20 protein-coding genes are annotated in these 22,623 nt (G+C 68.1%); 9 read left to right on the forward strand and 11 right to left on the reverse strand.

What is annotated here, in order from left to right; genetic code table 11:
- The first annotated feature begins 60 nt into the window (after positions 1–60).
- The 4 genes from sucD to AC1Q6V_RS02730 all read left to right on the forward strand — a co-directional run bounded on the left by sucD (position 61) and on the right by AC1Q6V_RS02730 (position 4,560).
- Complete coding sequence (sucD, locus tag AC1Q6V_RS02715) at positions 61–942, forward strand: succinate--CoA ligase subunit alpha (RefSeq protein WP_010812218.1); 882 nt, start codon at positions 61–63, stop codon at positions 940–942.
- Between the two features lie 235 nt (positions 943–1,177).
- Entirely contained in the window at positions 1,178–1,873 is a 696-nt protein-coding gene (locus tag AC1Q6V_RS02720; protein ID WP_010812217.1) for a TerC family protein, read from the forward strand.
- Positions 1,874–2,190: 317 nt separating this feature from the next.
- On the forward strand, positions 2,191–2,661 hold the full coding sequence (locus AC1Q6V_RS02725; protein ID WP_454749245.1) for a pilin: 471 nt from the start codon (positions 2,191–2,193) through the stop codon (positions 2,659–2,661).
- Positions 2,662–2,760: 99 nt separating this feature from the next.
- Positions 2,761–4,560, forward strand: a complete 1,800-nt coding sequence (locus AC1Q6V_RS02730) for a PglL family O-oligosaccharyltransferase (RefSeq protein ID WP_454749246.1) — start codon at positions 2,761–2,763, stop codon at positions 4,558–4,560.
- A gap of 1 nt (position 4,561) precedes the next feature.
- Here the strand turns inward: AC1Q6V_RS02730 and AC1Q6V_RS02735 are convergent, their stop codons facing one another.
- From AC1Q6V_RS02735 to moaC, 3 genes are all read right to left on the reverse strand, one after another.
- Positions 4,562–5,077, reverse strand: a complete 516-nt coding sequence (locus tag AC1Q6V_RS02735) for a glycine zipper family protein (RefSeq protein WP_011614572.1) — start codon at positions 5,075–5,077, stop codon at positions 4,562–4,564.
- Between the two features lie 14 nt (positions 5,078–5,091).
- Entirely contained in the window at positions 5,092–5,526 is a 435-nt protein-coding gene (locus tag AC1Q6V_RS02740) for a hypothetical protein (protein ID WP_454749247.1), read from the reverse strand.
- Positions 5,527–5,755: 229 nt separating this feature from the next.
- Complete coding sequence (moaC, locus tag AC1Q6V_RS02745) at positions 5,756–6,235, reverse strand: cyclic pyranopterin monophosphate synthase MoaC (protein ID WP_454749248.1); 480 nt, start codon at positions 6,233–6,235, stop codon at positions 5,756–5,758.
- A gap of 97 nt (positions 6,236–6,332) precedes the next feature.
- Here moaC and AC1Q6V_RS02750 point away from each other — a divergent pair, with 97 nt between their 5' ends.
- Positions 6,333–8,171, forward strand: coding sequence for a beta-barrel assembly-enhancing protease (locus tag AC1Q6V_RS02750; RefSeq protein WP_037025090.1), 1,839 nt, complete (start codon positions 6,333–6,335; stop codon positions 8,169–8,171).
- 9 nt (positions 8,172–8,180) lie between these two features.
- Here AC1Q6V_RS02750 and AC1Q6V_RS02755 read toward each other — a convergent pair whose 3' ends face one another.
- The 6 genes from AC1Q6V_RS02755 to AC1Q6V_RS02780 all read right to left on the reverse strand — a co-directional run bounded on the left by AC1Q6V_RS02755 (position 8,181) and on the right by AC1Q6V_RS02780 (position 12,778).
- Entirely contained in the window at positions 8,181–8,771 is a 591-nt protein-coding gene (locus AC1Q6V_RS02755) for a DUF2946 family protein (RefSeq protein WP_454749249.1), read from the reverse strand.
- A 40-nt stretch (positions 8,772–8,811) separates the two neighbouring features.
- Positions 8,812–9,906 carry a YheT family hydrolase gene (locus AC1Q6V_RS02760; protein ID WP_058698378.1) on the reverse strand — a complete coding sequence of 365 codons (1,095 nt, stop codon included), beginning with the start codon at positions 9,904–9,906 and terminating at the stop codon, positions 8,812–8,814.
- Between the two features lie 46 nt (positions 9,907–9,952).
- Positions 9,953–10,393, reverse strand: coding sequence for a YybH family protein (locus AC1Q6V_RS02765; protein ID WP_010812207.1), 441 nt, complete (start codon positions 10,391–10,393; stop codon positions 9,953–9,955).
- 31 nt (positions 10,394–10,424) lie between these two features.
- A complete protein-coding gene (gene waaF, locus AC1Q6V_RS02770; RefSeq protein WP_010812206.1) occupies positions 10,425–11,447 on the reverse strand; it encodes a lipopolysaccharide heptosyltransferase II in 1,023 nt (340 codons plus the stop codon).
- Positions 11,448–11,565: 118 nt separating this feature from the next.
- Entirely contained in the window at positions 11,566–11,760 is a 195-nt protein-coding gene (locus AC1Q6V_RS02775; RefSeq protein WP_010812205.1) for a zinc-finger domain-containing protein, read from the reverse strand.
- Between the two features lie 97 nt (positions 11,761–11,857).
- Positions 11,858–12,778: a branched-chain amino acid transaminase gene (locus AC1Q6V_RS02780; protein ID WP_010812204.1), complete on the reverse strand. Its 921-nt coding sequence runs from the start codon at positions 12,776–12,778 to the stop codon at positions 11,858–11,860.
- A gap of 172 nt (positions 12,779–12,950) precedes the next feature.
- Between AC1Q6V_RS02780 and AC1Q6V_RS02785 the strand changes: the two genes are divergently transcribed.
- Both AC1Q6V_RS02785 and AC1Q6V_RS02790 read left to right on the forward strand, forming a co-directional pair.
- On the forward strand, positions 12,951–15,965 hold the full coding sequence (locus AC1Q6V_RS02785; protein ID WP_454749250.1) for an SNF2-related protein: 3,015 nt from the start codon (positions 12,951–12,953) through the stop codon (positions 15,963–15,965).
- A 181-nt stretch (positions 15,966–16,146) separates the two neighbouring features.
- The gene (locus AC1Q6V_RS02790; RefSeq protein WP_010812202.1) at positions 16,147–17,166 is read left to right on the forward strand and encodes a Bug family tripartite tricarboxylate transporter substrate binding protein; all 1,020 of its coding nucleotides are present in this window, start codon (positions 16,147–16,149) and stop codon (positions 17,164–17,166) included.
- Positions 17,167–17,182: 16 nt separating this feature from the next.
- Here AC1Q6V_RS02790 and AC1Q6V_RS02795 read toward each other — a convergent pair whose 3' ends face one another.
- Entirely contained in the window at positions 17,183–18,325 is a 1,143-nt protein-coding gene (locus AC1Q6V_RS02795; protein ID WP_454749251.1) for a helix-turn-helix transcriptional regulator, read from the reverse strand.
- A gap of 100 nt (positions 18,326–18,425) precedes the next feature.
- Complete coding sequence (locus tag AC1Q6V_RS02800; RefSeq protein ID WP_439668552.1) at positions 18,426–19,532, reverse strand: helix-turn-helix transcriptional regulator; 1,107 nt, start codon at positions 19,530–19,532, stop codon at positions 18,426–18,428.
- 382 nt (positions 19,533–19,914) lie between these two features.
- Here AC1Q6V_RS02800 and AC1Q6V_RS02805 point away from each other — a divergent pair, with 382 nt between their 5' ends.
- Positions 19,915–21,111, forward strand: coding sequence for a phosphoglycerate kinase (locus AC1Q6V_RS02805; RefSeq protein ID WP_011614581.1), 1,197 nt, complete (start codon positions 19,915–19,917; stop codon positions 21,109–21,111).
- Between the two features lie 54 nt (positions 21,112–21,165).
- Complete coding sequence (gene pyk, locus AC1Q6V_RS02810) at positions 21,166–22,602, forward strand: pyruvate kinase (protein ID WP_010812198.1); 1,437 nt, start codon at positions 21,166–21,168, stop codon at positions 22,600–22,602.
- The last annotated feature ends 21 nt before the right edge of the window (positions 22,603–22,623 follow it).

The following is a 22,623-nucleotide window of genomic DNA, read 5'->3' on the forward strand; positions in this document are numbered from 1 at the left end:
GCGCAGGCGCTCCCTTGAGCCCCTGTGCGCGCCGCTCGTAGCCAAGCAAAGGATTACAGCATGTCGATTCTGATCAACAAAGACACCAAGGTCATCACCCAGGGCATTACCGGCAAGACCGGCCAGTTCCACACCCGTGGCTGCCGCGACTACGCCAACGGCAAGAACGCCTTCGTAGCAGGCGTGAACCCCAAGAAGGCCGGCGAAGACTTCGAAGGCATTCCCATCTACGCCAGCGTCAAGGACGCCAAGGCCCAGACCGGCGCCACCGTGTCGGTCATCTACGTGCCGCCCGCAGGCGCCGCTGCCGCGATCTGGGAAGCCGTTGACGCCGACCTGGACCTGGTGGTCTGCATTACCGAAGGCATCCCCGTGCGCGACATGATGGAAGTCAAGGACCGCATGCGCCGCGAGAACAAGAAGACCCTGCTGCTGGGACCGAACTGCCCGGGCCTGATCACGCCGGACGAAATCAAGATCGGCATCATGCCGGGCCACATCCACCGCAAGGGCCGCATCGGCGTAGTGTCGCGCTCGGGCACGCTGACGTACGAAGCCGTGGGCCAGCTGACCGCGCTGGGCCTGGGCCAGTCGTCGGCTGTCGGCATTGGTGGCGACCCCATCAACGGCCTGAAGCACATCGACGTGATGAAGATGTTCAACGACGATCCGGAAACGGACGCCGTGGTCATGATCGGTGAGATCGGCGGTCCGGACGAAGCCAACGCGGCTTACTGGATCAAGGAAAACATGAAGAAGCCGGTGGTTGGCTTCATCGCTGGCGTGACCGCGCCTCCGGGCAAGCGCATGGGCCACGCCGGCGCGCTGATCTCGGGCGGTGCCGATACCGCCCAGGCCAAGCTGGAAATCATGGAAGCCTGCGGTATCAAGGTGACCAAGAACCCGTCGGAGATGGGCCGCCTGCTGAAGGCAATGCTGTAAGTCGTACCTCGCCATTCCAGCGAGCGCTGGAATGGCGAACCAGGCAATGCCCCCGCCCGCGCGGGGGCATTGTCATTCTGGAGGACGGATTCGGCGTGGCTTCCGGCACGAAACATTACAGGATTGAAATCTAATCGAAAGGTTCGTGCGGTAAACAGTCATGTCCGTGTTTCGAGACATCCGAAATCCCGTCAGATGACGGGTGTGCAACCTATAAAATTCGAGGAGCCCTCCCGTGGAACTGCTGTCTTCCACCACATTCTGGATTGCGTTGGGATCGATCATCCTGACCAATATCGTCCTGTCCGGCGACAACGCGGTGGTGATCGCGCTCGCCTCGCGCAACCTGCCGCCCGCCCAGCAGAAGAAAGCCATCTTCTGGGGCAGTGCCGCCGCCATCATCATGCGCGTGGTGCTGACCGTGGCCGCGGTCAAGCTGCTGAGCCTGCCGTACCTGAAGATCGTCGGTGCCGTGCTGCTGGTCTACATCGGCGTGCAACTGCTGACCGGCGATGACGATGAGGAAGGCCACGACGGCAAGGACAATATCTGGGCCGCCATCCGCACCATCCTGATCGCGGACCTGGTGATGTCGCTCGACAACGTGGTGGCCGTGGCCGCCGCCGCGCAGAAGGGCCCCGAGGGCAGCCAGCTGATGCTGCTGATCATCGGCCTGGGCCTGTCGATCCCGCTGATCGTGTTCGGCAGCACGCTGCTGCTCAAGGTCATGGAGCGCTTCCCGGTCATCATCGTGCTGGGTGCCGCGCTGTTGGGCTACCTGGCCGGCGAAATGCTGGTCAGCGACCCGGTCGACGCCGCCTGGTTCGAAGTCCACGTGCCGCACGCCCACCTGGTATTCGGCGCCGCCGGCGCGATCATGGTGGTGATCATGGGCAAGCTGCTGAGCCGCCGGTCGGCACAGGCCGCCTGACGAGATTTCGCCCAGGCGAGAAGGGCGGCCAGCTGGCCGCCCTTTTTCGTTGGCGCGCCGCAAGGCGGCCGTCGGTGCCTTGGCCAACTAACTCATGTGAGTGATCGCACATTTTGTCGCTTCGCGCGGCGGTAGCGAGCGCAAGTGACAAATTTTGGCGCATACGGCATGCATCCCCCTGATGGGTGACGAAATTTGTCGCTTTTCACCCCCAACCGATGGGGGATGCCGCTGGCACGGTTACTGCTCAATAGTCCCCGCGTCACGAAACCGAAGACGTGCAACGCTCAACTAAAATCTCTTCGAGGGGTCAAATCATGCAACGGGTACAACAACTGAAGAAGCTGGGCCGTCGTGTCCAGAAGGGCTTTACGCTGATCGAACTGATGATCGTGGTGGCGATCATTGGTATTTTGGCGGCTATTGCGATTCCGCAGTATCAGGATTATGTGACGCGGTCGCGTTGGTCGGACGTCTATTCGCAAGTTGCCCCTTTGAAAATGGCCATCGCTGAGTGCAGTCAAGTCAATAACGGCGTAATCGATGCCAAATGCGATACTGATGTACTCTTGAAGACGGCCACTGGCTATCCGGCACTTCCGGCGCCGACCAATGCCACTGTAACCTTGACCGCGAAGACCGGGGCAGTTGTGATGACGGGTAAGGCTGCACTGCTCGGTTGTGAAGTCACGCTGACTCCGGACAATACTAGCAACGCGAACGCGATTAAATGGGCAGCTACCAACACTGGTGCCGCGCCCTGTACCAAGGCAAAAACGGGTATCTGATTCTGTCTGATTGCTACCTAAAGAAGAAGCGCCTTCGGGCGCTTTTTCTTTAGGTAGCGCCCAAGCTATCATGCGCCTTTCCCCTAACCAGGCGCCTCAATGCCGCCGTCCCGGACCAACATCCCGTCGGCTGCCCTCATCGCAGCCATCGTCTTTCCCCTGCTAGTCTCCCGGCACACGCTGCCGCTCGCGACGTTCTACGGCGAATGGACCGCCGCGCTCTGCGCGCTCGCCGTCCTCGCGATCCATGCGGGTCGCCGCCCAGTGGCATCGCCTGGAGTGTCGCTGCCGTGGGTGACACTGCTGTTTCTCTGGCTGGTCGTCGTCGGACTTGTCTCGGGCGCCACTGGCCATCACGACATCACTGGTAGCCGCCTCACCACCATCCTCACGCTGTTCCTGGGCGCAGCGGTGACATGCGCCGCATGGTCGTACCGAGGCACGCCTGCGGCATCCACTCAGAACATCGGAGACACCCTCGCCACCGCCTTCTTCATCGCCGGCCTGCTGGGCACCCTCACGCAATGGGTGCAGCTGTTCCATCTCGAACCCCGCGCCTTCGGCCTCGTCTCCAGCTATTTCTACGACAACAACCGCCGCCTGTGGGGCAACCTGAACCAGCCCAATCACCAGGCCACCGTTGAAGGCCTGGCGCTGGTGGCATCCGTGTGGCTGGCCTCGCGTGGCCGCCTACGTTTCCCGATGTGGCTAGCCGCCGTGGCCCTGCTGGAAAGCGGCATCGTGCTATCCGGTTCGCGCACTGGCGTGCTGCATGTTGGCCTCGCTGCGATCTACGCGCTGGTCGCGGCGTGGCTCACGCGAGGCGGGCGGCGCGACTCGGACCCAATGCAGCGGCCAGTCGGTCTGCTCGTCGCAGCCGTAGCAATGGTGGCGATGCTACTGATCCTGCAACCCGCAATCCGCGCCGCAGGGCAAGCCTTCGACTGGCGTCTGTTCGACACCATCGCGCAACTCGAAGCCGAAGACCAGATGTCCGCGCGCGGCGCACTGTGGACCCACGCGCTGGCAATGTTCCGCTCCCACCCGTGGTTCGGCGTCGGCTGGGGCGAGTTCGGCTGGGCGCAATTCCAGCAGTTGCAGCAAGTCGGCGTGAAGGTGGAGATGTCCCTGCACGCCCACAACGCCATCCTCGACCTGCTGGCAAAGACGGGCATCGTCGGTACCGCCGGCGTAGGCCTGATCCTGCTGGCGTGGCTATGGCGCGTGATTCGCGTTCGCTTGTGGCACGGCGATAGCGAAGAGCGCAAGCAGACCGTGCTGGTTCTCACCTGGCTGGCGATGCTGTGCGCGCATTCGATGCTCGAATACCCGCTGCATTATCTCTATTTCTTCCTGCCGTTCTGCTTCATGCTCGGTTGGCTGGAGCCGTCGGGTTTCGGGCGTTGGCGCGTGCCGATGCCAGTGGCACGTGGGCTGGCGCTCGCGTTTGTCGTGGTGGCTGTGGCCGTGCTGGCCACCATGTGGCAAGACTACCGCCGCGCCGAAGCCCGCGAATACGCCAGCAGCGAAGGCCGCAACGCCTTGCCGATGCCGCGCTTCTGGTTCCGCCAGCACGCGCAGGCCGACGCTGCCGGCCTGGCCACCATTACGCCGGCCAATGCGGCAGAGTTGTTGCCCGCCCACATCGCCGCCGTCCACCTGCTGCCTACGCCGACCATGATCGCGCGCACCGCATGGCTGCTGGCGCTGACCGGCGATCCTGCGCAAGGCCGCCAGTGGATGGAACGGCTGCGCTGGTACTACCTTGGCGATGAAGTCGCGCAATACGCCGAGATTGCGAAGGCCTGCCGCGACCTGACGCCAGACGAACGCCCGCAGGCATTCTGCGCATGGGTCGGCGACCGTTCGCGTCGGTATTCCGAATGGCGCCGGGACTGACCTAGTAGTACGGATACGGGCTGTAATAGACCGGTGGCGGAGGCGGCGGATAGTAGTAGTACCGTGGTGACGGCGGCGCAGCGGCGACGCGTCCGGGGGCCGGCACGCGGTTGCCGCTGGCGTACATGCACTGTACGTAGGCGGCATCGTATTGCTGTTGCGTGCCGTAGCCGGCGTACTGGGCATTGCCAGCGCCGACCGCCGCGCCAGTCAGCAGGCCGACGCCCGCACCCACCGCCGCACCCGATCCGCCATTGAACGCCGCGCCCGCCGCTGCGCCCAGCGCGGTGCCGACCACGGCGCTGCCGACGGCGGCATTGTTGGCGGCCTGCGAGGATGAGACACCGCCCACCCGCCCGAAGGCGAACTGGCGGCAGTTGTAGTCGTCGGCGCGGAACTGGTCGAAGCTCTTGCCGGTGCCCGGCAGCACCATCACGCTGGGGCCGGCAGGCATCACGGCGCAGGCGCCGAGGGTCAGGGTAGCCACGGCCAGCGTGGCGCGGGTCAGGGCATGCATGGTGTCACCCCGCATCAGAAGTTGGCCGGCGGCTGTGCCGGTATGCGCTGCCAGCCGCCGGGGCAGGACTGCACATAGGGGTAGTAGCCTTCGGGCTGGTCGCAGTGGTACCACCAGCCCTGCTGCGGCGCTACGCCGTCCGGGCCGGGGACCGGCACGGGGCCGTTCGGACCCTGTTCGATGTACTGCGGCGGCGCCGCGGGTGCGGTGACCACGGCGGGCGGGTAGTAGTACGGGGCGGGGTAGCCATACGGGTAGCCGCCATAGAACACGCCGGGCCCGAAATAGAGGCCCACGCCGACGCTTGTGCGTGTCTTGATGAAGCCGCCGCGTGCGTCGCTATCGTGCAAAGCGGCATCGTGGAGATCGGCCCGCCCGGCGAGGGCGGCGCCGCTTGCGGCCGTGGCCGCGAGTGCCAGGGCGATCTGGCAGAGCATGCGCCCGTTCATGGTATCCACCTCATCCCCGCGCGCACCGCATGGCACGCCACGGACAGGGTCAGCAGGCCGCAACCAGCGGCGGGCCTGCAATCATATTGAATACCAAATTGTCCCGCGCCGGCGCCACGGCGGCCCGGCTGGAAATGCGGCGTTACCTCTATTACCGGGGAACGACCCTGGCGTAAGACATCGTGACACTGCCCATCGCGGCGCGTGTTGCAGGCGTCACGTGCGGAGGTCAGCCGACCGCCACCCAATCCCCCGACTTGCCCCCATGCTTTTCCAGCAACTTCACATTGCCGATCACCATGCCGCGGTCCACCGCCTTGCACATGTCGTAGATCGTCAGCAGCGCCACCTGCACGCCGGTCAGCGCTTCCATCTCCACGCCGGTCTGGCCGCGGGTTTCGGTGCGCACGGTGCAGGCTACGGTGGCGGTGGCCTCGTCCAGCGCGAACTCGACCGCCACCTTGGTCAGGCCGATCGGGTGGCATAGCGGGATCAGGTCGGCGGTGCGCTTGGTGGCCATGATCGCCGCCACGCGGGCGATGCCGATCACGTCGCCTTTCTTGGCGCTGCCGTCGCGCACCAGCGTGAAGGTGGCTGGCTGCATGGTGATGGTGCCGGTGGCCACGGCGACGCGGTGGGTGCTGGCCTTGTCGCCGACGTCGACCATGTGGGCTTGTCCGGCGGTATCGAAATGGGTGAGCTGGGTCATGATCGAGAGCTTCAGTGCGAACTGCGTGCTGGTGGCCGCCGGCGTCCCTGGGAAGCATCCGATGGGAACGGCCACGGGAGGCCGCTATCATAGCAACATGCCAAAACACCCATCGCTTCGCAGGTCTGCCGCACGCGGCCCCGGCGCCGTGGCGGACGCTGTTCCCGCCGGCTCCGCGTCACATCGCGCAGGCGCCGGCCATTGCCGCGCTGGCGGCGCATGGACGCCATGGCGGCGGCCGCTGGCGGCGCTGCTGGCGCTGACGTTCGCGGCGCCGGCCTGGCCCCAGGGTACGCCGCGCACGGCCCCGGCGCCAGCCACGCCGGTGGCGGCTGCGCCCGCGGCCCGGCCCCCGCAGCCGGTGCCCGCCATCTCGGGCGAGGCCAGCGACCAGGTCTATGACAACCTGAACCGCAGCGTGAAGGCGGGCCAGAAGTCCGAGTTCGGCCTGCGCACCAACAACGCGGTGGTGGAGGCCGGCGGCGTGCAGCTGCCGGACCTGGGCGACCCGTCCACGGCGTCGCTGTCGCCCGACATGGAAAAGCGCCTGGGCGACCGCATCATGCGCGATATCCGGCGCGACCCGCTGTACGTGCCGGATCCGCTGCTGTCCGATTACCTGAACGCGCTGGGCTACCGGCTGGTGCAGGCGGCGCGGCGCCAGAATATCTCCGGCTCGACCGGTGCGGGCACCTTTGCCACCGGCTTTGACCTGTTCGCGGTGCGTGACCGCAGCATCAACGCGTTTGCGCTGCCGGGCGGCTATATCGGCGTGCATACCGGGCTGCTGGTGCAGTCCGATACGGAATCGGAACTGGCCTCGGTGCTGGGCCATGAAATCGGCCACGTGATGCAGCGGCATATCGCGCGTGGCATCACCTCGCAGGACCAGTCGATGTGGATCGCGCTGGCCTCGATGGTGCTGGCGGGCCTGGCCGCCACGCGCAGCCCGGACGCCGCGGCGGCGCTGGCCATGGGCGGGCAGGGCGCGGCCATCGCCAACCAGCTGTCGTTTTCGCGCGGGGCCGAGCGCGAGGCCGACCGGGTCGGCTTCCAGATCCTGACCGCGGCGGGGTTTGACCCGCAGGGCATGCCCGATTTCTTCATGCGCCTGCAGCGCGCATCGGGGACCGCGGAAAACTCGGTCCCGTCTTATGTGCGGACTCACCCGCTGACCTCCGAGCGGATTGCCGACATGCAGGACCGCGTCAGCCATGCCAGCAAGCGCAAGGTCGCCAACACGCCTGAATACGAGTTTGCGCGGATGCGGGCCCGCGTGATCCAGGAATCGTCGCCCAGCGACCTGCAGAACCTGCGCGCGGCGCTGCGCACGCAACTGCCGGGAGCAACGGCACTGCGTGCTCCGGCGCTGCACTACGGCCTTGCCTTCACCGAGCAGCGGCTGGGCCGCTACCCGGCCGCCGAACAGGAGCTGGCCGAGGCGCGCCGTCTCTACGGCAATATTCCCGGCGCCTCCTCGGGCAGCCCCATGCTGGACGTGATGGCGGTGGAACTGGCGCGCGCGCAGGGCCGCGTGCCCGAGGCGCTGTCCCAGGCCAGCGCGTCGATGAAGGCGTTCCCGCTGTCGCATGCGGTGGCGATTGCCTATGCCGATACCCTGGTCGGCTCAGGCCGCTATGAAGAGGCCGTGCGCTTCCTGCGCGAACGCACGCGCCAGGAGACCAGCCGCAGCGAATGGTGGGAGCTGCTGGCGCGCGCCTACGCGGGCCAGGGCAAGCGCTTGCAGCAGCACCAGGCGCTGGCCGAGAAGTATGCGATGGACGGCGCCTACCAGGCCGCGATCGAGCAGTTGCAGATCGCGCGCAAGGCCGGCGACGGCGACTTCTACACGCTGTCCGAGGTCGATGCGCGCCTGCACCAGCTGGAGCGCCAGTACCGCGAGGACAAGCAGGACAGCAAGGGCATGCCTAACTGAGGCAGGCGTTCAGCCAGCCGGCGGCGCCGGCTGGCGCACGAAGCCAAAGCGCCTGGGCACCTCGCTCTCGGCAACCGGCTCGATCGGGATGTCGCGGCCATTGTGGTGGAATACGCCCAGGTCAGTGCCGCAGGCTTCGCCATGCCAGGTGCTGGCGCCGCTGAACAGTTCCAGGTCGTGGTCGTGCAGCAGGGCGGCCTGCTGTGCCGGCGGGCTGCCTTGCGCCATGCCCTCGACCGTGCCGGCCAGCACCACGTTGCCGTGCTCGTCGGCGTAGCAGGCCTGCAGCGTGAAGGCCTGCTGCGTGGTCGTGCGCAGCGCGCCTTCATGCAGCCGCACCACCCACGGCGCATAGCCCAGCGAAACGAACACCCGCTGCGGACCGTTCTGGAAGTACCAGGCGCCGCGCTCGTCGCACAGGTAGTTGCGTTCGATAAAGCCGATCAGCGCTTCATGGCGGATGGGGTCGCCCGAAAGCCCGTGCTGCTGGGCGTACTCATTGCGCAGGCGCCACTGGCCGCGGCGGTCCAGTGCCAGCCAGCCGTAGGCGTTGGGCACGTTGGGCCAGCGTGCCATGGCTTGCCTGACGATCTCGTCCATGTCTGTCTCCTCGGCGGGCCGTGGGGGGACTGCGCCCGCCTCACATCATGCCGTCAAAAAATCTCAGGATCCGTGCCGGCAACCATTCGATGTCGCCGCTGAAGCTCCCGTCGGGCAGCAGGGGCAGGTGCCGGCGCCAGCCCTCGGGCGGGGTCATGAAGCCGACATGGCCGCCGTGCTCGGGCTGTTCCAGCCATACCTGGGGGCTGGCGTCGGCCGGGCCGGGCAGGTGCCGGGCCGGCAGGAAGGGATCGTTGCGCGCATTGAGCACCAGCGTGGGCACGGCGATGTCGCGCAGCACGGGTTTGCTGGCGGCGCGGCGCCAGTAGTCGTCGGTATCGACAAAGCCATGCAGCGGCGCGGTGACGACGTTGTCGAAGGCGTACAGGTCGCGGCTGGCCAGCATCGTGTCGCGGTCGAACAGCCCCGGGAACTGCCCCAGCTTGGCCAGCGACTTGCGCTTGAGCGTCTGCAGGAACATGCGCGTATAGACCAGGTTGAAGCCGGCTGACAGCGCCGCGCCGCCGGCAGCCAGATCCAGCGGCGCGGAGATCGCCGCGGCCGCATGCACGTGGCCGGCGCTGGTGCCGTCCTCGCCCAGGAAGCGCAGCAATGCGTTGCCGCCCAGCGAGATCCCCACCACCAGCAGCTTGCGCCCGTTGGCGCAGTGGCGCTGGCGCATGCGTTCCAGCACCCAGCGGATCTCGGCCGAATCGCCCGAATGGTAGAAGCGCGGTGCCAGGTTGAGCTCGCCCGAGCAGCCGCGGAAATGCGGGACCACGCCCTGCCAGCCGCGCAGGGACAGCGCATGCATCAGCGCCTGCGCGTAGTGGCTGCCGGAATCGCCCTCCAGGCCGTGGAACATCACCACCAGCGGCGTGTCCGGGCGCACCGGGTGGGTGGTCCAGTCGAGGTCGATGAAGTCCTGGTCGGGGGTATCCCAGCGCTCGCGGCGGAAGCTCACGCGCGGCGGGCGGCGCGTGAAGCGCGCGGGGATGATGGTCTGGGCATGGCCGCCGCGCAGCCACCAGGGCATCGGCACGCCTTCGCCGTAGCCATGGCCGGGCGCCGTGGCGGGATCAGCCTGGGCGGCGTGGACGGCCTGGGGAAGGCGGTGGTGCGGAAGCTGCGTCATGCCGGCGTGGTGTTGCAGCAGGCCGCGGCGCGGCGGCCATGCGGGTTCAGTGCAGCGCCTGCCCCGGCGCGGCGGCCACGGCGGCAACCTGCACCGCGTTGGCCGGGCTGCAGTGGATATGCGCCAGGCGCCAGCCTTCGTGGTTCTGCATCAGTACATAGGTGGTGTGCACGTACAGGTCGGCCTCGACGCGGTCGCCGCCGAAGCGCAGCGCCTCGGTCACGTCGAAGATCGACACGGCCATCGACGCATGGCTGCTGGTCTCGATTGCATCGACCAGCACCGGCTGTTCTTCCAGCAGTTGCAGGAAGGCCTGGCGCAGCTGTTCGTGGCCGATCAGGCGCTGGCCGTCGGGCAGCACGCAGGTGATCGAGTCTTCGTCCAGCCACAGGCGCAGCGCGCCGTCTGCGTCGCGCAGCTTCAGCGCTTCGCGAAAGGCTTCGACGATGTCTTCGGCGGAATCGAACAGGCGGGCAAAGCGAGGCATGGTGGCAGTAGAAGTGGCGAGGGCAGTGAGGTCAGGGCCGGTGCAGCAGCTTGCGCAGCTCGACGAACACCATTTCAGGTTCGATCTCTTTCAGGCAGCGCAGGTGGCCCAGCGGGCACTCGCGCTTGAAGCAGGGACTGCACTCCAGTTGCAGCCACATGATACTCGCTGCCTGTGACAACGGCGGCGTGTGGCGCGGGTCGCTCGAGCCGAACACCGCCACCTGGGGCCGGTTCAGCGCCGCGGTGACGTGCATCAGGCCGGAGTCGTTGCAGACTGCGGCTTCGGAGAGCGCCAGCAGGTCCACGGCGTCATCCAGCGAGGTCTGGCCGCACAGGTTGCGCACGAACGGGGCCTCGCTGACGATCTCGGCGGCGATCTCGGCGTCCTTGGCCGAGCCCAGCGTGATCATCTGCGCATACGGGTAGGAACGCCGCAGCATCTGCGCGAGCCTGGCGAAATGCCCGGCCGGCCAGCGCTTGGCCGGGCCGAACTCGGCACCCGGGCAGAACGCGATCACGCGCGTGTGCGGGGCGATGCCAAAGCGCTCGGCGGTGGCCGCCATGCGCGTCGGGTCGACGCGCAGGCGCGGCTCGGGCAGGTCTTCGGGCAGGCGCGCGCCGGGCTTGAGCGCCAGGCGGGCGTAGTGCTCCACCATCGGCGGGCGCTTGTCGCGCGGCGGGTTGGCGTGGCGCACGTTGAGCAGGCCGAAGCGGGCTTCGCCGCGGTAGCCGATGCGCAGCGGGATGCCGGCCAGCCAGGGGACCAGTGCCGACTTGAGCGAGTTCGGCAGCACGTAGGCGAGGTCATAGCCTTCGTTCTTGAGCTGCTGCGCGAACATCAGCCGTGCCGACAGCTGCAGCTTGCCGTGCGCGAGGTCGGACGGGAACACGCGGCCGATCTCCGGCATGCGCGCGAGCACGGGCGCGACCCACTTGGGCGCGAGTGCGTCGATAACCAGGCGCGGATGGCGCGCCTTGAGCAGCGCAAAGAGCGGCTGCGCCATCAGGGCGTCGCCGATCCAGTTGGGGGCGATGACGAGGGCTTTCTTCATGGGCGGGGCGCTTGGAGCCGGCACGGGAGCGTCGGCGCGGACGCCGGCAATGCCGACGCTCCGGGGCGCCTGCAAGCGGCCCGGAGCGTCAGGATCGTGCGAATGCGGGCGGCTCGGGTCAGTGGTGGCCCTTCAGCACGGTGCCCGGCTTGAGCTTGTAGACGGTGCCGCAGTACGGGCACTTGGCTTCGCCGGTGTCTGCCACGTCGAGGAACACGCGCGGATGGTAGTTCCATGCCGGGGTGTTGGCGGTCGGGCAATGCAGCGGAATGTCTTCAGCGCCGATTTCGATGATGGTGGCGGTTTGCGTCATGGTGTTGCAGGGAGTGATGCTTATTGTTCGATGAAAACAGAGGGTGTGCCTCGCCCGGCAGTGCCGGGCGCGCGCAACAGGGGCTGGCAGCCGGTGCTCAGACCAGCGTCAGCCACTTCTTGTACTTTTCGTTGGTGCCGCCCACGGCGGCAAAGAACGCGTCCTGGATCTGCTTGGTCACCGGGCCGCGGCGGCCTTCGCCGATGACGCGGTCGTCCAGTTCGCGGATCGGCGTGACTTCGGCGGCGGTGCCGGTGAAGAAGGCTTCGTCGGCGCAGTACATCTCGTCGCGGGTGATGCGCTTTTCACGCACCTCGATGCCCAGGTCGCGCGCGATGGTCAGGGTGGCGTCGCGGGTGATGCCGTCCAGGCACGAGGCCAGGTCCGGGGTGTAGATCACGCCGTTGCGCACGATGAAGACGTTCTCGCCCGAGCCTTCGCTGACATAGCCCTCGGTGTCGAGCAGCAGCGCTTCGTCGTAGCCCAGGCCGGTGGCTTCCTGGTTGGCCAGGATCGAGTTGATGTAGTAGCCGCTCGCCTTGGCGCGCACCAGCGACACGTTGACGTGGTGGCGCGTGAACGACGAGGTCTTCACGCGGATGCCGCGCTCCATGCCTTCCTCGCCCAGGTAGGCGCCCCACGGCCAGGCCGCGATTGCCACGTGGATGGTGTTGCCCTTGGCCGAGACGCCCAGTTTCTCGTCGCCGACCCACACGATCGGGCGGATGTAGCAGGATTCCAGCTTGTTGGCGCGCACCACTTCTCGCTGCGCCGCTTCCAGCGTGGCCTCGTCGAAGGGCATGACCATCTGGAAGATCTTGGCCGAATTGAACAGGCGGCGGGTGTGCTCCTTCAGGCGGAAGATGGCGGTGCCTTCGGGGGTCTTGTAGGCGCGTACGCCCTCGAACACGCCCATGCCATAGTGCAGCGTATGCGTCAGCACGTGGATCTTGGCGTCGCGCCATTCGATCAGCTTGCCGTCCATCCAAATCTTGCCGTCGCGATCCGCCATCGACATGTCTGTTCTCCCTGCGCCGTGGAAATAGCAAAAACGATATTGTAAGCCCGGGGGGCATGGGTCACAACGCGGTGCGGGCGCCGCTGCGGTCTAGAATTCTCTTTTTCGGGCATTCTTGCCCTGTTCCGCGCACCGTGCCGCCGCGCTGGCGGCCTTGATTCCCACACTCGCCGTGCCTTTGACCCCACATCCCGGACCCGATGTCCCGCCTGACAGGGCTTCCGACCCCGGCGGCGCGTCCGCGCCGCAGGCCGGCTGGCAGCAGGCGCTGGAGGCGCTGCGCGCGCTCGCCGGCAGCGAGCCTGCCGCCGGGGGCGAAGGCGGCAGGCGCCTGCTGTGGGCGCTGACGCTGGATGCCGACGGCGCGCCCGGCACGATCGAGCCGCTCGAGCAGGTGCGCGGCGCGCGCGGCTGGGGCAAGCCCAGGCCGGTGCCGCTGGCGCGCGTGGCCGAGGACGACCGGCTGGAGCCGTGGGACGCCCGCGTGGCCCGCGCCATCCGCCGCGACCAGTCGCACAACCGGCGCTACGTGCTCGACCGCGCCGCCGCGGCGATGGCGCTGGTGGGGCACCCGGGCGTGGTGCTGGCGCATGCGCCGTCGCAGACGCTGGAGGTGGTGGAGGACGCGCCCGCGCTGGAAGCGGTGCGCAGCGCCGGCCGCTACGTGCTGCGCATGTTCCCGCCGGTGCGCGAGGCGCCGGCGATGGAAGCCTTGCTGCCGGCCGCCGCGCGCCAGGAGGCCGAGGCCCTGCGCCAGCTCACGGTGGTGCGCGACGGCCCGCACCGGCTGCGGCTGATCCGCTTTACGCCGGCGCAGTTCGAGGCTGCCCGGCTGATCGGCGATGGCCTGGCGATCCCGGAGGACGGCCACGCCCAGCTCGACCAGACCTTGCGCGCGCTGGCCGGCCAGTTCCAGGTCCAGGCCGACCAGGCGGGCGGATCGCGCGCGGTGGAGGCTGACGCGCGCCTGCGCGCCGAGGTGGCACCGTTGGGCGGGCTGGCGGGGCGCGGCATTTCGCTGCGGCTGGTGGTGACGCCGCTGGGGCCGCTCGGGCCGCGGCTCGCGCCCGGCGCCGGACGCGAGCGCCTGATGGCGGCGGTGCGCGGCGAGACCCTGGCCACGCAACGCGACCTGGATGCCGAGCTGGCCAGCGTGGCCGAGGTCTTCGCGGCATTGCCGCAGCTGGTGGCGCTGGCGCCGCCGGGCGGCGAATACACCTGGATGCTGGACGATCCGGAGGACGCGCTCGCCGTGGTCGAGGCGCTGCCCGGACTGCCCGCCGTGCAGGCCGTGGAATGGCCGCGCGGCAAGGAGATTCGCGTGCTGCCGGCCGACCTGCGGCAGCTGGGCGTGCAGATCGAGAGCCGCGGCGCGTGGTACCGGCTGGCCGGCGAGCTGCGCGTGGCCGAGGGGCTGGTGCTGGAGCTGGGCAAGCTGATCGACTGGACCGGCAGCCACGCCGGGCGCTTCGTGCCGATGGGGCAGGGCGTCTACGTGGCGCTGACGCGCACGCTGCGCGGCCGGCTGCGCGACCTCGCCGGCGTCGGTGAGCATGTGCCCGACGGCATTCGCGTCCCGCAGATGGCCACGCCGTGGCTGGATGACGTGCTGGCCGGCGCCGGCGTCGATCCCGATGCGCATTTCCGCCAGCGCATCGCCCGGCTGCGCGCCGCGCGCGAGGCTGACATCGCGCTGCCTGCCACGCTGGCGGCTGAGCTGCGGCCCTACCAGGAGGCTGGCTACCGCTGGGCCATGACGCTGGCGGCCTCGGGCCTGGGCGCCTGCCTGGCCGACGACATGGGCCTGGGCAAGACCCTGCAGGCGCTGGCGGTGCTGGTGGCGCGCGCCGGCGGCGGCGCCGCGCTGGTGATCGCGCCGACTTCGGTGTGCGGCAACTGGGCGGCCGAGGCGCGGCGCTTTGCGCCCACGCTCAACGTCCATGTCTATGCCGAGGGCGATCGTGAGACGCTGCTGGCGCAGGCCGGGCCGCATGACCTGGTGATCATCTCGTACACGCTGCTGCAGCAGGCCAGCAAGGCGTTCTGCGCGCGCGAATGGCATACCGTGGTCGCGGACGAGGCGCAGGCCTTCAAGAACGCGGTCACGCGGCGGGCGCAGGCCATGTTCGCGCTGCCGTCGGGCTTCCGCATGGCGCTGACCGGCACGCCCGTGGAGAACCGGCTGGCCGAGCTGTGGTCGGTGATGCGGTTCTGCAATCCGGGCTTGCTGGGCTCGCTGGCCCGCTTCAACGAACACTTTGCCAACCCGATCGAGCGCGGCGGCATGCGCGAGGCGCGCCAGCGGCTGCGCCGCATGATCGCGCCGTTCGTGCTGCGCCGGACCAAGACGCAGGTGCTGGACGAACTGCCGCCGCGCACGGAGCTGGTGATTCGGGTCGAGCCCGAGCCGGTCGAAGCCGCGCACTACGAGGCCCTGCGCCGCCAGGCCCAGACCGAGGCCGAGGCCGCGCTGGCGCGCGTGGAAGCGGCACGCAAGGCCACCAAAGGCGCGCCTGCCGGGGCCCGTGCGCGCGCCCTGGCGCAGGCCCAGCACCAGGCCCAGGCGCGCATCCACGTGCTGGCGCAGCTGATGCGGCTGCGGCGCGCCGCGTGCGACCCGCGCCTGGTCACGCCGGAACTCAGCGGCCAGCTGTCCGAAGGCGCCAAGGTGCGCGCCTTTGTCGAGCTGGCCAGCGAGCTTGCCGCGAGCGGCCACAAGACCCTGGTGTTCAGCCAGTTTGTCGACTTCCTGCAGCTGCTGCGCCAGGGGCTGGAGCGCGCCGGGCTGGCGCCGCAGTACCTGGACGGCGCCACCCCCGCGGCCGAGCGCACCCGCCGCGTGGCCGCCTTCCAGGCGGGCGAGGGCGATGTCTTCCTGATCAGCCTGAAGGCCGGCGGCTTCGGCCTGAACCTGACCGCGGCCGACTACGTGATCATTGCCGACCCCTGGTGGAATCCCGCCGCCGAAGACCAGGCCATGGGCCGCGCGCACCGCATCGGCCAGCAGCGCCCGGTGACGGTGTACCGGCTGATCAATGCCGGCACCATCGAGGAGCGCATCGTCGACCTGCACCGCGACAAGCGCGCGCTGGCCGACGGGCTGCTGGAGGCCGACGACGACAGCGCCGCGGGAACCGGCGCGCCGCTGCCGGACGTGGACGAGCTGGTGGGGTTGCTGCGGCGCTGAGGCGATGCCGAGGAGGCGTACATATGCCCCGATCGAATACCCTCAAGCGAACACGGTCGTTTGGTTTTGGCAGGAACCTTGCTATCGTGTGGCGCTGGCCCGGGGCTCAGATCCCGGTCATCATTGTGCCGACCCGCCGCGCCGGGTCTTATCTTGCTGATACTTACCGACGGTGCCCCCCATGCCTACTTCGTCCCGCCTGCTTCCGCGCTTGTCCTTCCGTTCCGCTACCGGCCTGGCCGCGCTGTGCGCCGCCGCTGCCATCAGCACGGTCAGCTCGCCCGCCCGCGCGCAAGGGGAGTGGCCGACGCAGCCGGTGACGATCCTGATGGGCTTTACTGCCGGCTCCGGCGTCGACATCGTCGGCCGCACGCTGCAGGAGTCGCTGCAGAAGTCGCTGAAGACCACCATCATCTACGACTACCGGCCGGGCGCCGGCGGCAACGTCGCCTCCGAGGTGGTGGCGCATGCCAGGCCGGATGGCTACACGCTGCTGCTGGGCACCGCCGCCACGCACGGCATCAACCCGGCGCTGTACAAGAACCTGCCGTTCGACGCCGAGGCCGATTTCACCCCGATCGCGCCGCTGGTCGAGGTCTCCAACGTGCTGACCGTCAACCCGGCGGTGCTGGACGTGAAGTCGGTCAAGGAGTTTATCGAGAAGGTCAAGGCCAACCCGGGCAAGTACAACTTTGCCTCCACCGGCAACGGCACCGGCACGCACCTGGCCTTTGCCGAGTTCAATGCGCGCGCCGGCCTGGACATGGTCCACGTGCCCTACAAGGGCGGCCCCGACGCGCTGCAGGCGGTGGTGAAGGGCGAGGTCTGCTGCATCTTCAACCAGGTGCAGAGCGTGCTGCCGCAGTACCGCGCCGGCAAGGTGCGCCTGCTGGGCGTGACCACCAAGCAGCGCGTGCAAGTGATTCCCGACGTGCCGACCATTGCCGAGAGCGGCCTGCCCGGCTTCAACAGCACCATCTGGTTCGGCTTCTTCGGGCCCAAGGGGCTGGATCCGAAGATCGCGCGCAAGGTCAACGATGCGGTGAAGGTGGCGCTGGAAACGCCGGCGATCCGCCAGAAGCTGATCGATGCCGGCAACACGCCGCGGGTCGAGACCGTGGATCAGTTCAAGGCTACGGTGAAGGGGGATCGGCAGAAGTGGGCGGGGGTGGTCAAGACCGTGGGCGCGTCGATCGACTGACGCGCGCCGGCCTCGGTCAGGTCCGTACCCCCAGCCGCGTGAGCAGGTGCGCCAGTTGCGCCTGCGTGCCCGTCCCGGTCTTGGTGAAGATCGCCTTGAGTTGCGTGCGCCCGGTCTCGCGCCGGATGCCGATCAGCTCGCACGCCTCGGGCAGGCCGATGCCCGATGACAGCTGCAGTGCCAGCCGGGTCTCGGCCGGCGTGAGGCCGTAGAGGTCGCGCAAAACGGCTGGCAGCGTCATCGGCGCGGTGCCGGGCTCGTGGATCGCCACCAGCACGCTGGGGCGCTGCCAGTCCATCGCCAGATGGTGTGCAGGCGGCAGCGGCAGCAGCACGACCTGGGCCTGGCGGCCGGCGCTGTCGGCCGCACGCAGCGCCTGCGCCGGCTGCGGGTTGGCGGGGTTGCATGCCGCCCGCAGCGCCTCGGCAAACGGGCGCGACAGCTGCCAGTCGGCTTCCTCGCGCACGGCTATGGGGGGCGGCGCCACGGCGCGGGTTTCGACCGACACCGCCGGCAGCAGCCGGCGCACCCAGGTCTCGCCAATGCTGTTGGCCAGCAGCGGCTTGCCGTCGTCGCGGAACACGATCACGCCGAACGGCAGCCGCTCCATCAGTTGCGCCGACGCATGCGCCAGTGTCGACACCTGGTGGGTGCGGTCGCGCAGCGCCATCGCATGGCGCATGTGCGGGATGGCCCAGTCGAGCGCGCGCGCGTCTTCGGGCGAATAGTGGTCGTGGCCCTGCGGGCGCTGCAGCGACAGGAACACGTCGTAGTGCGGCTGGCGCTCGATCAGGCAGGCCATCACCGACGACTGTTCGAATTGCCGCAGGAACTCGCCGTAGAAGGGCGACTTGCGCATCGCCTGCGCGCCCAGCTCGCGTGAATCGATATACCAGTTGCCCACCGACATGCGCCTGGCGAACGGCAGGGCCGGGTCGATGGCAACGTACTGTTCGCTGTAGGCGGCCACTGCCTCCGGCATGGGGTTGACCTCCTGGTTCACCAGCACGCGCTCGTTGACCGTGTCGAGCACCAGCAGATGGGCATGCGTGCTGCCGCTGGCCTGGCACAGCGCGCCCAGGCTGCGCTGCCAGGCATCGGCATCGAAGATCCCCTCGTACAGCGCGCGAATGGTGTCGTGCATCTGTGTGTCGCTCATGGCTTCCCTTCTTTTTACTTCTTTTATTTTTAGCACTTTCTTCGCGGGGCAACGGGCGGGCCGCGGGCGCGGCGCCGGCCCGCTGCCGGGCGCGTGGTGTTCAGGCCTCGTCCAGCGCCGCGCCCAGGCGCGAGAGCAGATGCGTCAGCTGGGCCTGGCTGTTGCAGCCGGTCTTGTGGAATATGGCCTTGAGCTGGGTGCGCGCGGTTTCGTGGCGGATGTTCAGCTGCTGGCTGGCTTCGGGCAGGCCCTGTCCGGTGGCGAGCTGGGTGGTCAGCCGGGTCTCCGCCGGGGTCAGTCCGTACAGGTCGCGCAGCACCGGCGCCAGCAACAGCGGCGCGCTGTCCTGCTCATGCACGATCACCAGCGCCGCCGGTTCCTGCCATGGCGCGGCAAAGGCGTGCGAGGGCGGCAGCGGCAGCACGATCACCTGCGCGCAGGCGCCGTTGCCGTCGGTGGCGCGGGCGGCCTGCGCGGCGACCGCGCGCTGCGGGTCGCAGGCGGCCTGGACCATGTCGGCGAACGGGCGCGACAGGTTCCAGTCCGACACCTTGCCGGCCGGGTCCAGGCGCCGCGCCCAGCGCTCGCCGGCGCGGTTGCTCAGCAGCACCTGGCGCTGCGGCGAGAACACCAGCAGGGCAAAATTGAGCCGCTCCACCAGCTGCGTCGACAGCCGCGCCAGCACCGTCAGCCCCAGCGTGCGGTCGCGCATGGCCATGGCGCTGCGCATATGCGGGATGATCCAGTCCATGCCGCGGGTGTCGTCGGGCGAGAACAGCGGCTGCGTGCGCGCGCGCTGCATCGAGAAATAGACTTCGTAGTGGGGCTGGCGCTCGACCAGGCAGGCCACGTAGGAGCGCAGGTCGTAGCGGTGGAAGAAGTCGCGGTAGAACGGATGGCGGGCCATGGTGCCTTCGCCCAGTTCGCGCGCGTCGATATACCAGTCGCCCGGCCGAAGGCGCGGCGCGAACTGCTTGGCCGGATCGATGGCCTGGTAGTCCGATTCGTACTCGGTAAACAGTTCCACCACCGGATTGACGATCTCATTGACGGTGACCTGGTCGCGGACGGTGTCCCAGACCATCATCGAGGCATGTGCCGTGTCCGCCAGTTCCGTCAGGGTGCGCAGGCTCTGCTGCCAGGCACCGGGATCGAGAATGCCCTCGTACAAGCCACGGATCGCTCCGTGCATGTCGGCTTCTTTCATCTGACTCACCCCCTGCATTCGCGACAAGGAAATGCGCGGCGCCGGCGCTGCGTCTGATCGCACACCGGCTGCATTCTTTTTGGCTGCTTGTTATTTTGGCCGCCTGTTGTCATGGCCGTTTCAAGACCGGCTCTGGCGCTTTTTGCGTGTCTGTTATAGCAGACGTTGCATACATTACCGCACTCGGGGGTCAAGAGGGGCATGGAGCTGACCCTTCTTTCGTGGGGAGGTATGTCACTAGCACCCTGTGGGGTTGCCCTGAATGTGCCGCAAGGGCCGCATGCTAAGTGCGTAACGGTCCGGAATCGGCAAAGCGTTGACCACGATCAGGTAAAATGCCCGTTTCCCCGAATTCCAGCGAAATCTCGCGCCATCCATCGCCATGACCTCTGTCCTGCGTCTTTCCGACCTGATTTCCCAAGGCAAAATCTCCGGCAAGCGGGTGTTTATCCGCGCCGACCTGAACGTGCCGCAGGATGACGCCGGCAACATCACCGAGGACACCCGCATCCGCGCCTCGGTGCCGGCCATCGAGGCCTGCCTGGCTGGCGGCGCAGCGGTGATGGTCACCTCCCACCTGGGCCGCCCGACCGAGGGCGAGTTCAAGCCCGAGGACTCGCTGGCGCCGATCGCCACGCGCCTGTCCGAGCTGCTGGGCAAGCCGGTCAAGCTGGTGCAGAACTGGGTCGACGGCGTCGAGGTGGCGCCGGGCCAGGTGGTGCTGCTGGAAAACTGCCGCGTGAACAAGGGCGAAAAGAAGAACAGCGACGAACTGGCCCGGAAGATGGCCAAGCTGTGTGACGTCTACGTGAATGATGCCTTCGGCACCGCCCACCGTGCCGAAGCCACCACGCATGGCATCGCCAAGTACGCCCCGATCGCCTGCGCCGGCCCGCTGCTGGCCGCCGAGATCGACGCGCTGGGCAAGGCGCTGGGCCAGCCGGCGCGCCCGCTGGTGGCGATCGTGGCCGGCTCCAAGGTCTCGACCAAGCTGACCATCCTGAAGTCGCTGGCCGACAAGGTCGACAACCTGATCGTCGGCGGCGGCATCGCCAATACCTTCATGCTGGCCGCCGGCCTGAAGATCGGCAAGTCACTGGCCGAAGCCGACCTGGTCGGCGACGCCAAAACCATCATCGACATCATGGCCAGGCGGGGCGCCTCGGTGCCGATCCCGGTCGACGTGGTGTGCGCCAAGGAATTCAGCGCCACTGCCGCGGCCACCGTCAAGGACGTCAAGGACGTGGCCGACGACGACATGATCCTGGACATCGGCCCCAGGACCGCCGCGATGCTGGCCGAGCAGCTCAAGGCTGCCGGCACCATCGTCTGGAACGGCCCGGTGGGCGTGTTCGAGTTCGACCAGTTCGGCAACGGCACCAAGGTGCTGGCCCAGGCCATCGCCGAATCGAAGGCGTTCTCGATCGCCGGCGGCGGCGACACGCTGGCGGCCATTGCCAAGTACGGCATTGCCGATCGCGTGGGCTATATCTCCACCGGCGGCGGCGCGTTCCTGGAATTCCTGGAAGGCAAGAAGCTGCCCGCATTCGAAGTGCTGGAGCAGCGCGCCGCAGGCTGACGCATCCGCCGGGCCCGGCGGTATTGCCGGGGCCCTGAACCAGGAATTCCGCGCATGACTCGTTCCACCAAGATCGTCGCCACCATCGGCCCCGCCTCCAGCTCGCTGGAAATCCTGACCCGCATGATCGCGGCGGGGGTCGACGTGGTGCGGCTGAATTTTTCGCACGGCACCGCCCAGGACCATCTCGACCGCGCCCGCCTGGTGCGCGAAGCCGCGCAGGCATGCGGGCGCGAGGTCGCCATCATGGCCGACCTGCAGGGCCCCAAGATCCGCGTCGGCAAGTTCGAGCACGGCAAGATCACGCTCAAGGTGGGCGATCCGTTCATCCTGGATTCGAGCTGCCAGCTCGGCAACGAGCAGCGCGCTGGCCTGGACTACCAGGACCTGCCGCGCGACGTCGGCCCGGGCGACCTGCTGCTGCTCAACGACGGCCTGATCGTGCTGGTGGTGGACCGTGTGTTCGGCAGCGAGATCTTCACCACCGTGCGCGTGGGCGGCGAGCTGTCCAACAACAAGGGCATCAACCGCCAGGGCGGCGGGCTGTCGGCGCCGGCGCTGACCGCCAAGGACATGGACGACATCAAGACCGCCATGGCCCTGGGCGCGGACTACGTCGCCGTCAGCTTCCCCAAGAATGCCACCGACATGGAAATGGCGCGCCAGCTGACCGCCGTGGCCGGCCAGCCGCACGGCCACAAGGCCCGCATGATCGCCAAGATCGAGCGTGCCGAGGCGATCCGCCCGGGCGTGCTGGAAGAGATCCTGCAGGCGTCCGACGGCATCATGGTGGCGCGCGGCGACCTGGCCGTGGAAGTGGGCAATGCCGCCGTGCCGGCGCTGCAGAAGCGCATGATCAAGCTGGCGCGCGAGGCCAACAAGCTGACCATCACCGCCACCCAGATGATGGAGAGCATGATCGTCAACCCGGTGCCCACGCGCGCCGAGGTCTCGGACGTGGCCAACGCCGTGCTGGACGGCACCGACGCGGTGATGCTGTCGGCTGAAACCGCCGCCGGCCGCTACCCCGTGGAGACGGTCGAGGCCATGGCCGCGGTCTGCATCGAAGCCGAGAAGTCCGAGGTGGTGCAGCTCGACACCGATTTCCTGAACCAGACCTTCTCGCGCATCGACCAGTCGGTGGCGATGGGTGCGCTGTTCACGGCCTATCATTTGCAGGTGAAGGCGATTGCCGCGCTGACCGATTCCGGCGCCACCGCATTGTGGATGAGCCGTCACCGCATCCATGTGCCGATCTATGCGATGACGCCCAACCTGGCCTCGCAGCGCAAGATGCAGCTGTACCGCAACGTGGTGCCGCTGCCGCTGCAGTCCAGCGCCGACCGCGACACCGCGCTCGAGCAGGCCGAAGAGCTGCTGCTGGCGCAGGGCGTGGTGCAGCGTGGCGATTTCATCGTGCTGACCATCGGCGAACCGATGGGGCAGCCGGGCGGTACCAACACCCTGAAGATTGTCAGGGTGGGGTATTGAGCGCCGACAGAAAAATACAGA

It is taken from the genome of Cupriavidus sp. GW823-FHT07B10 (assembly GCF_058794355.1).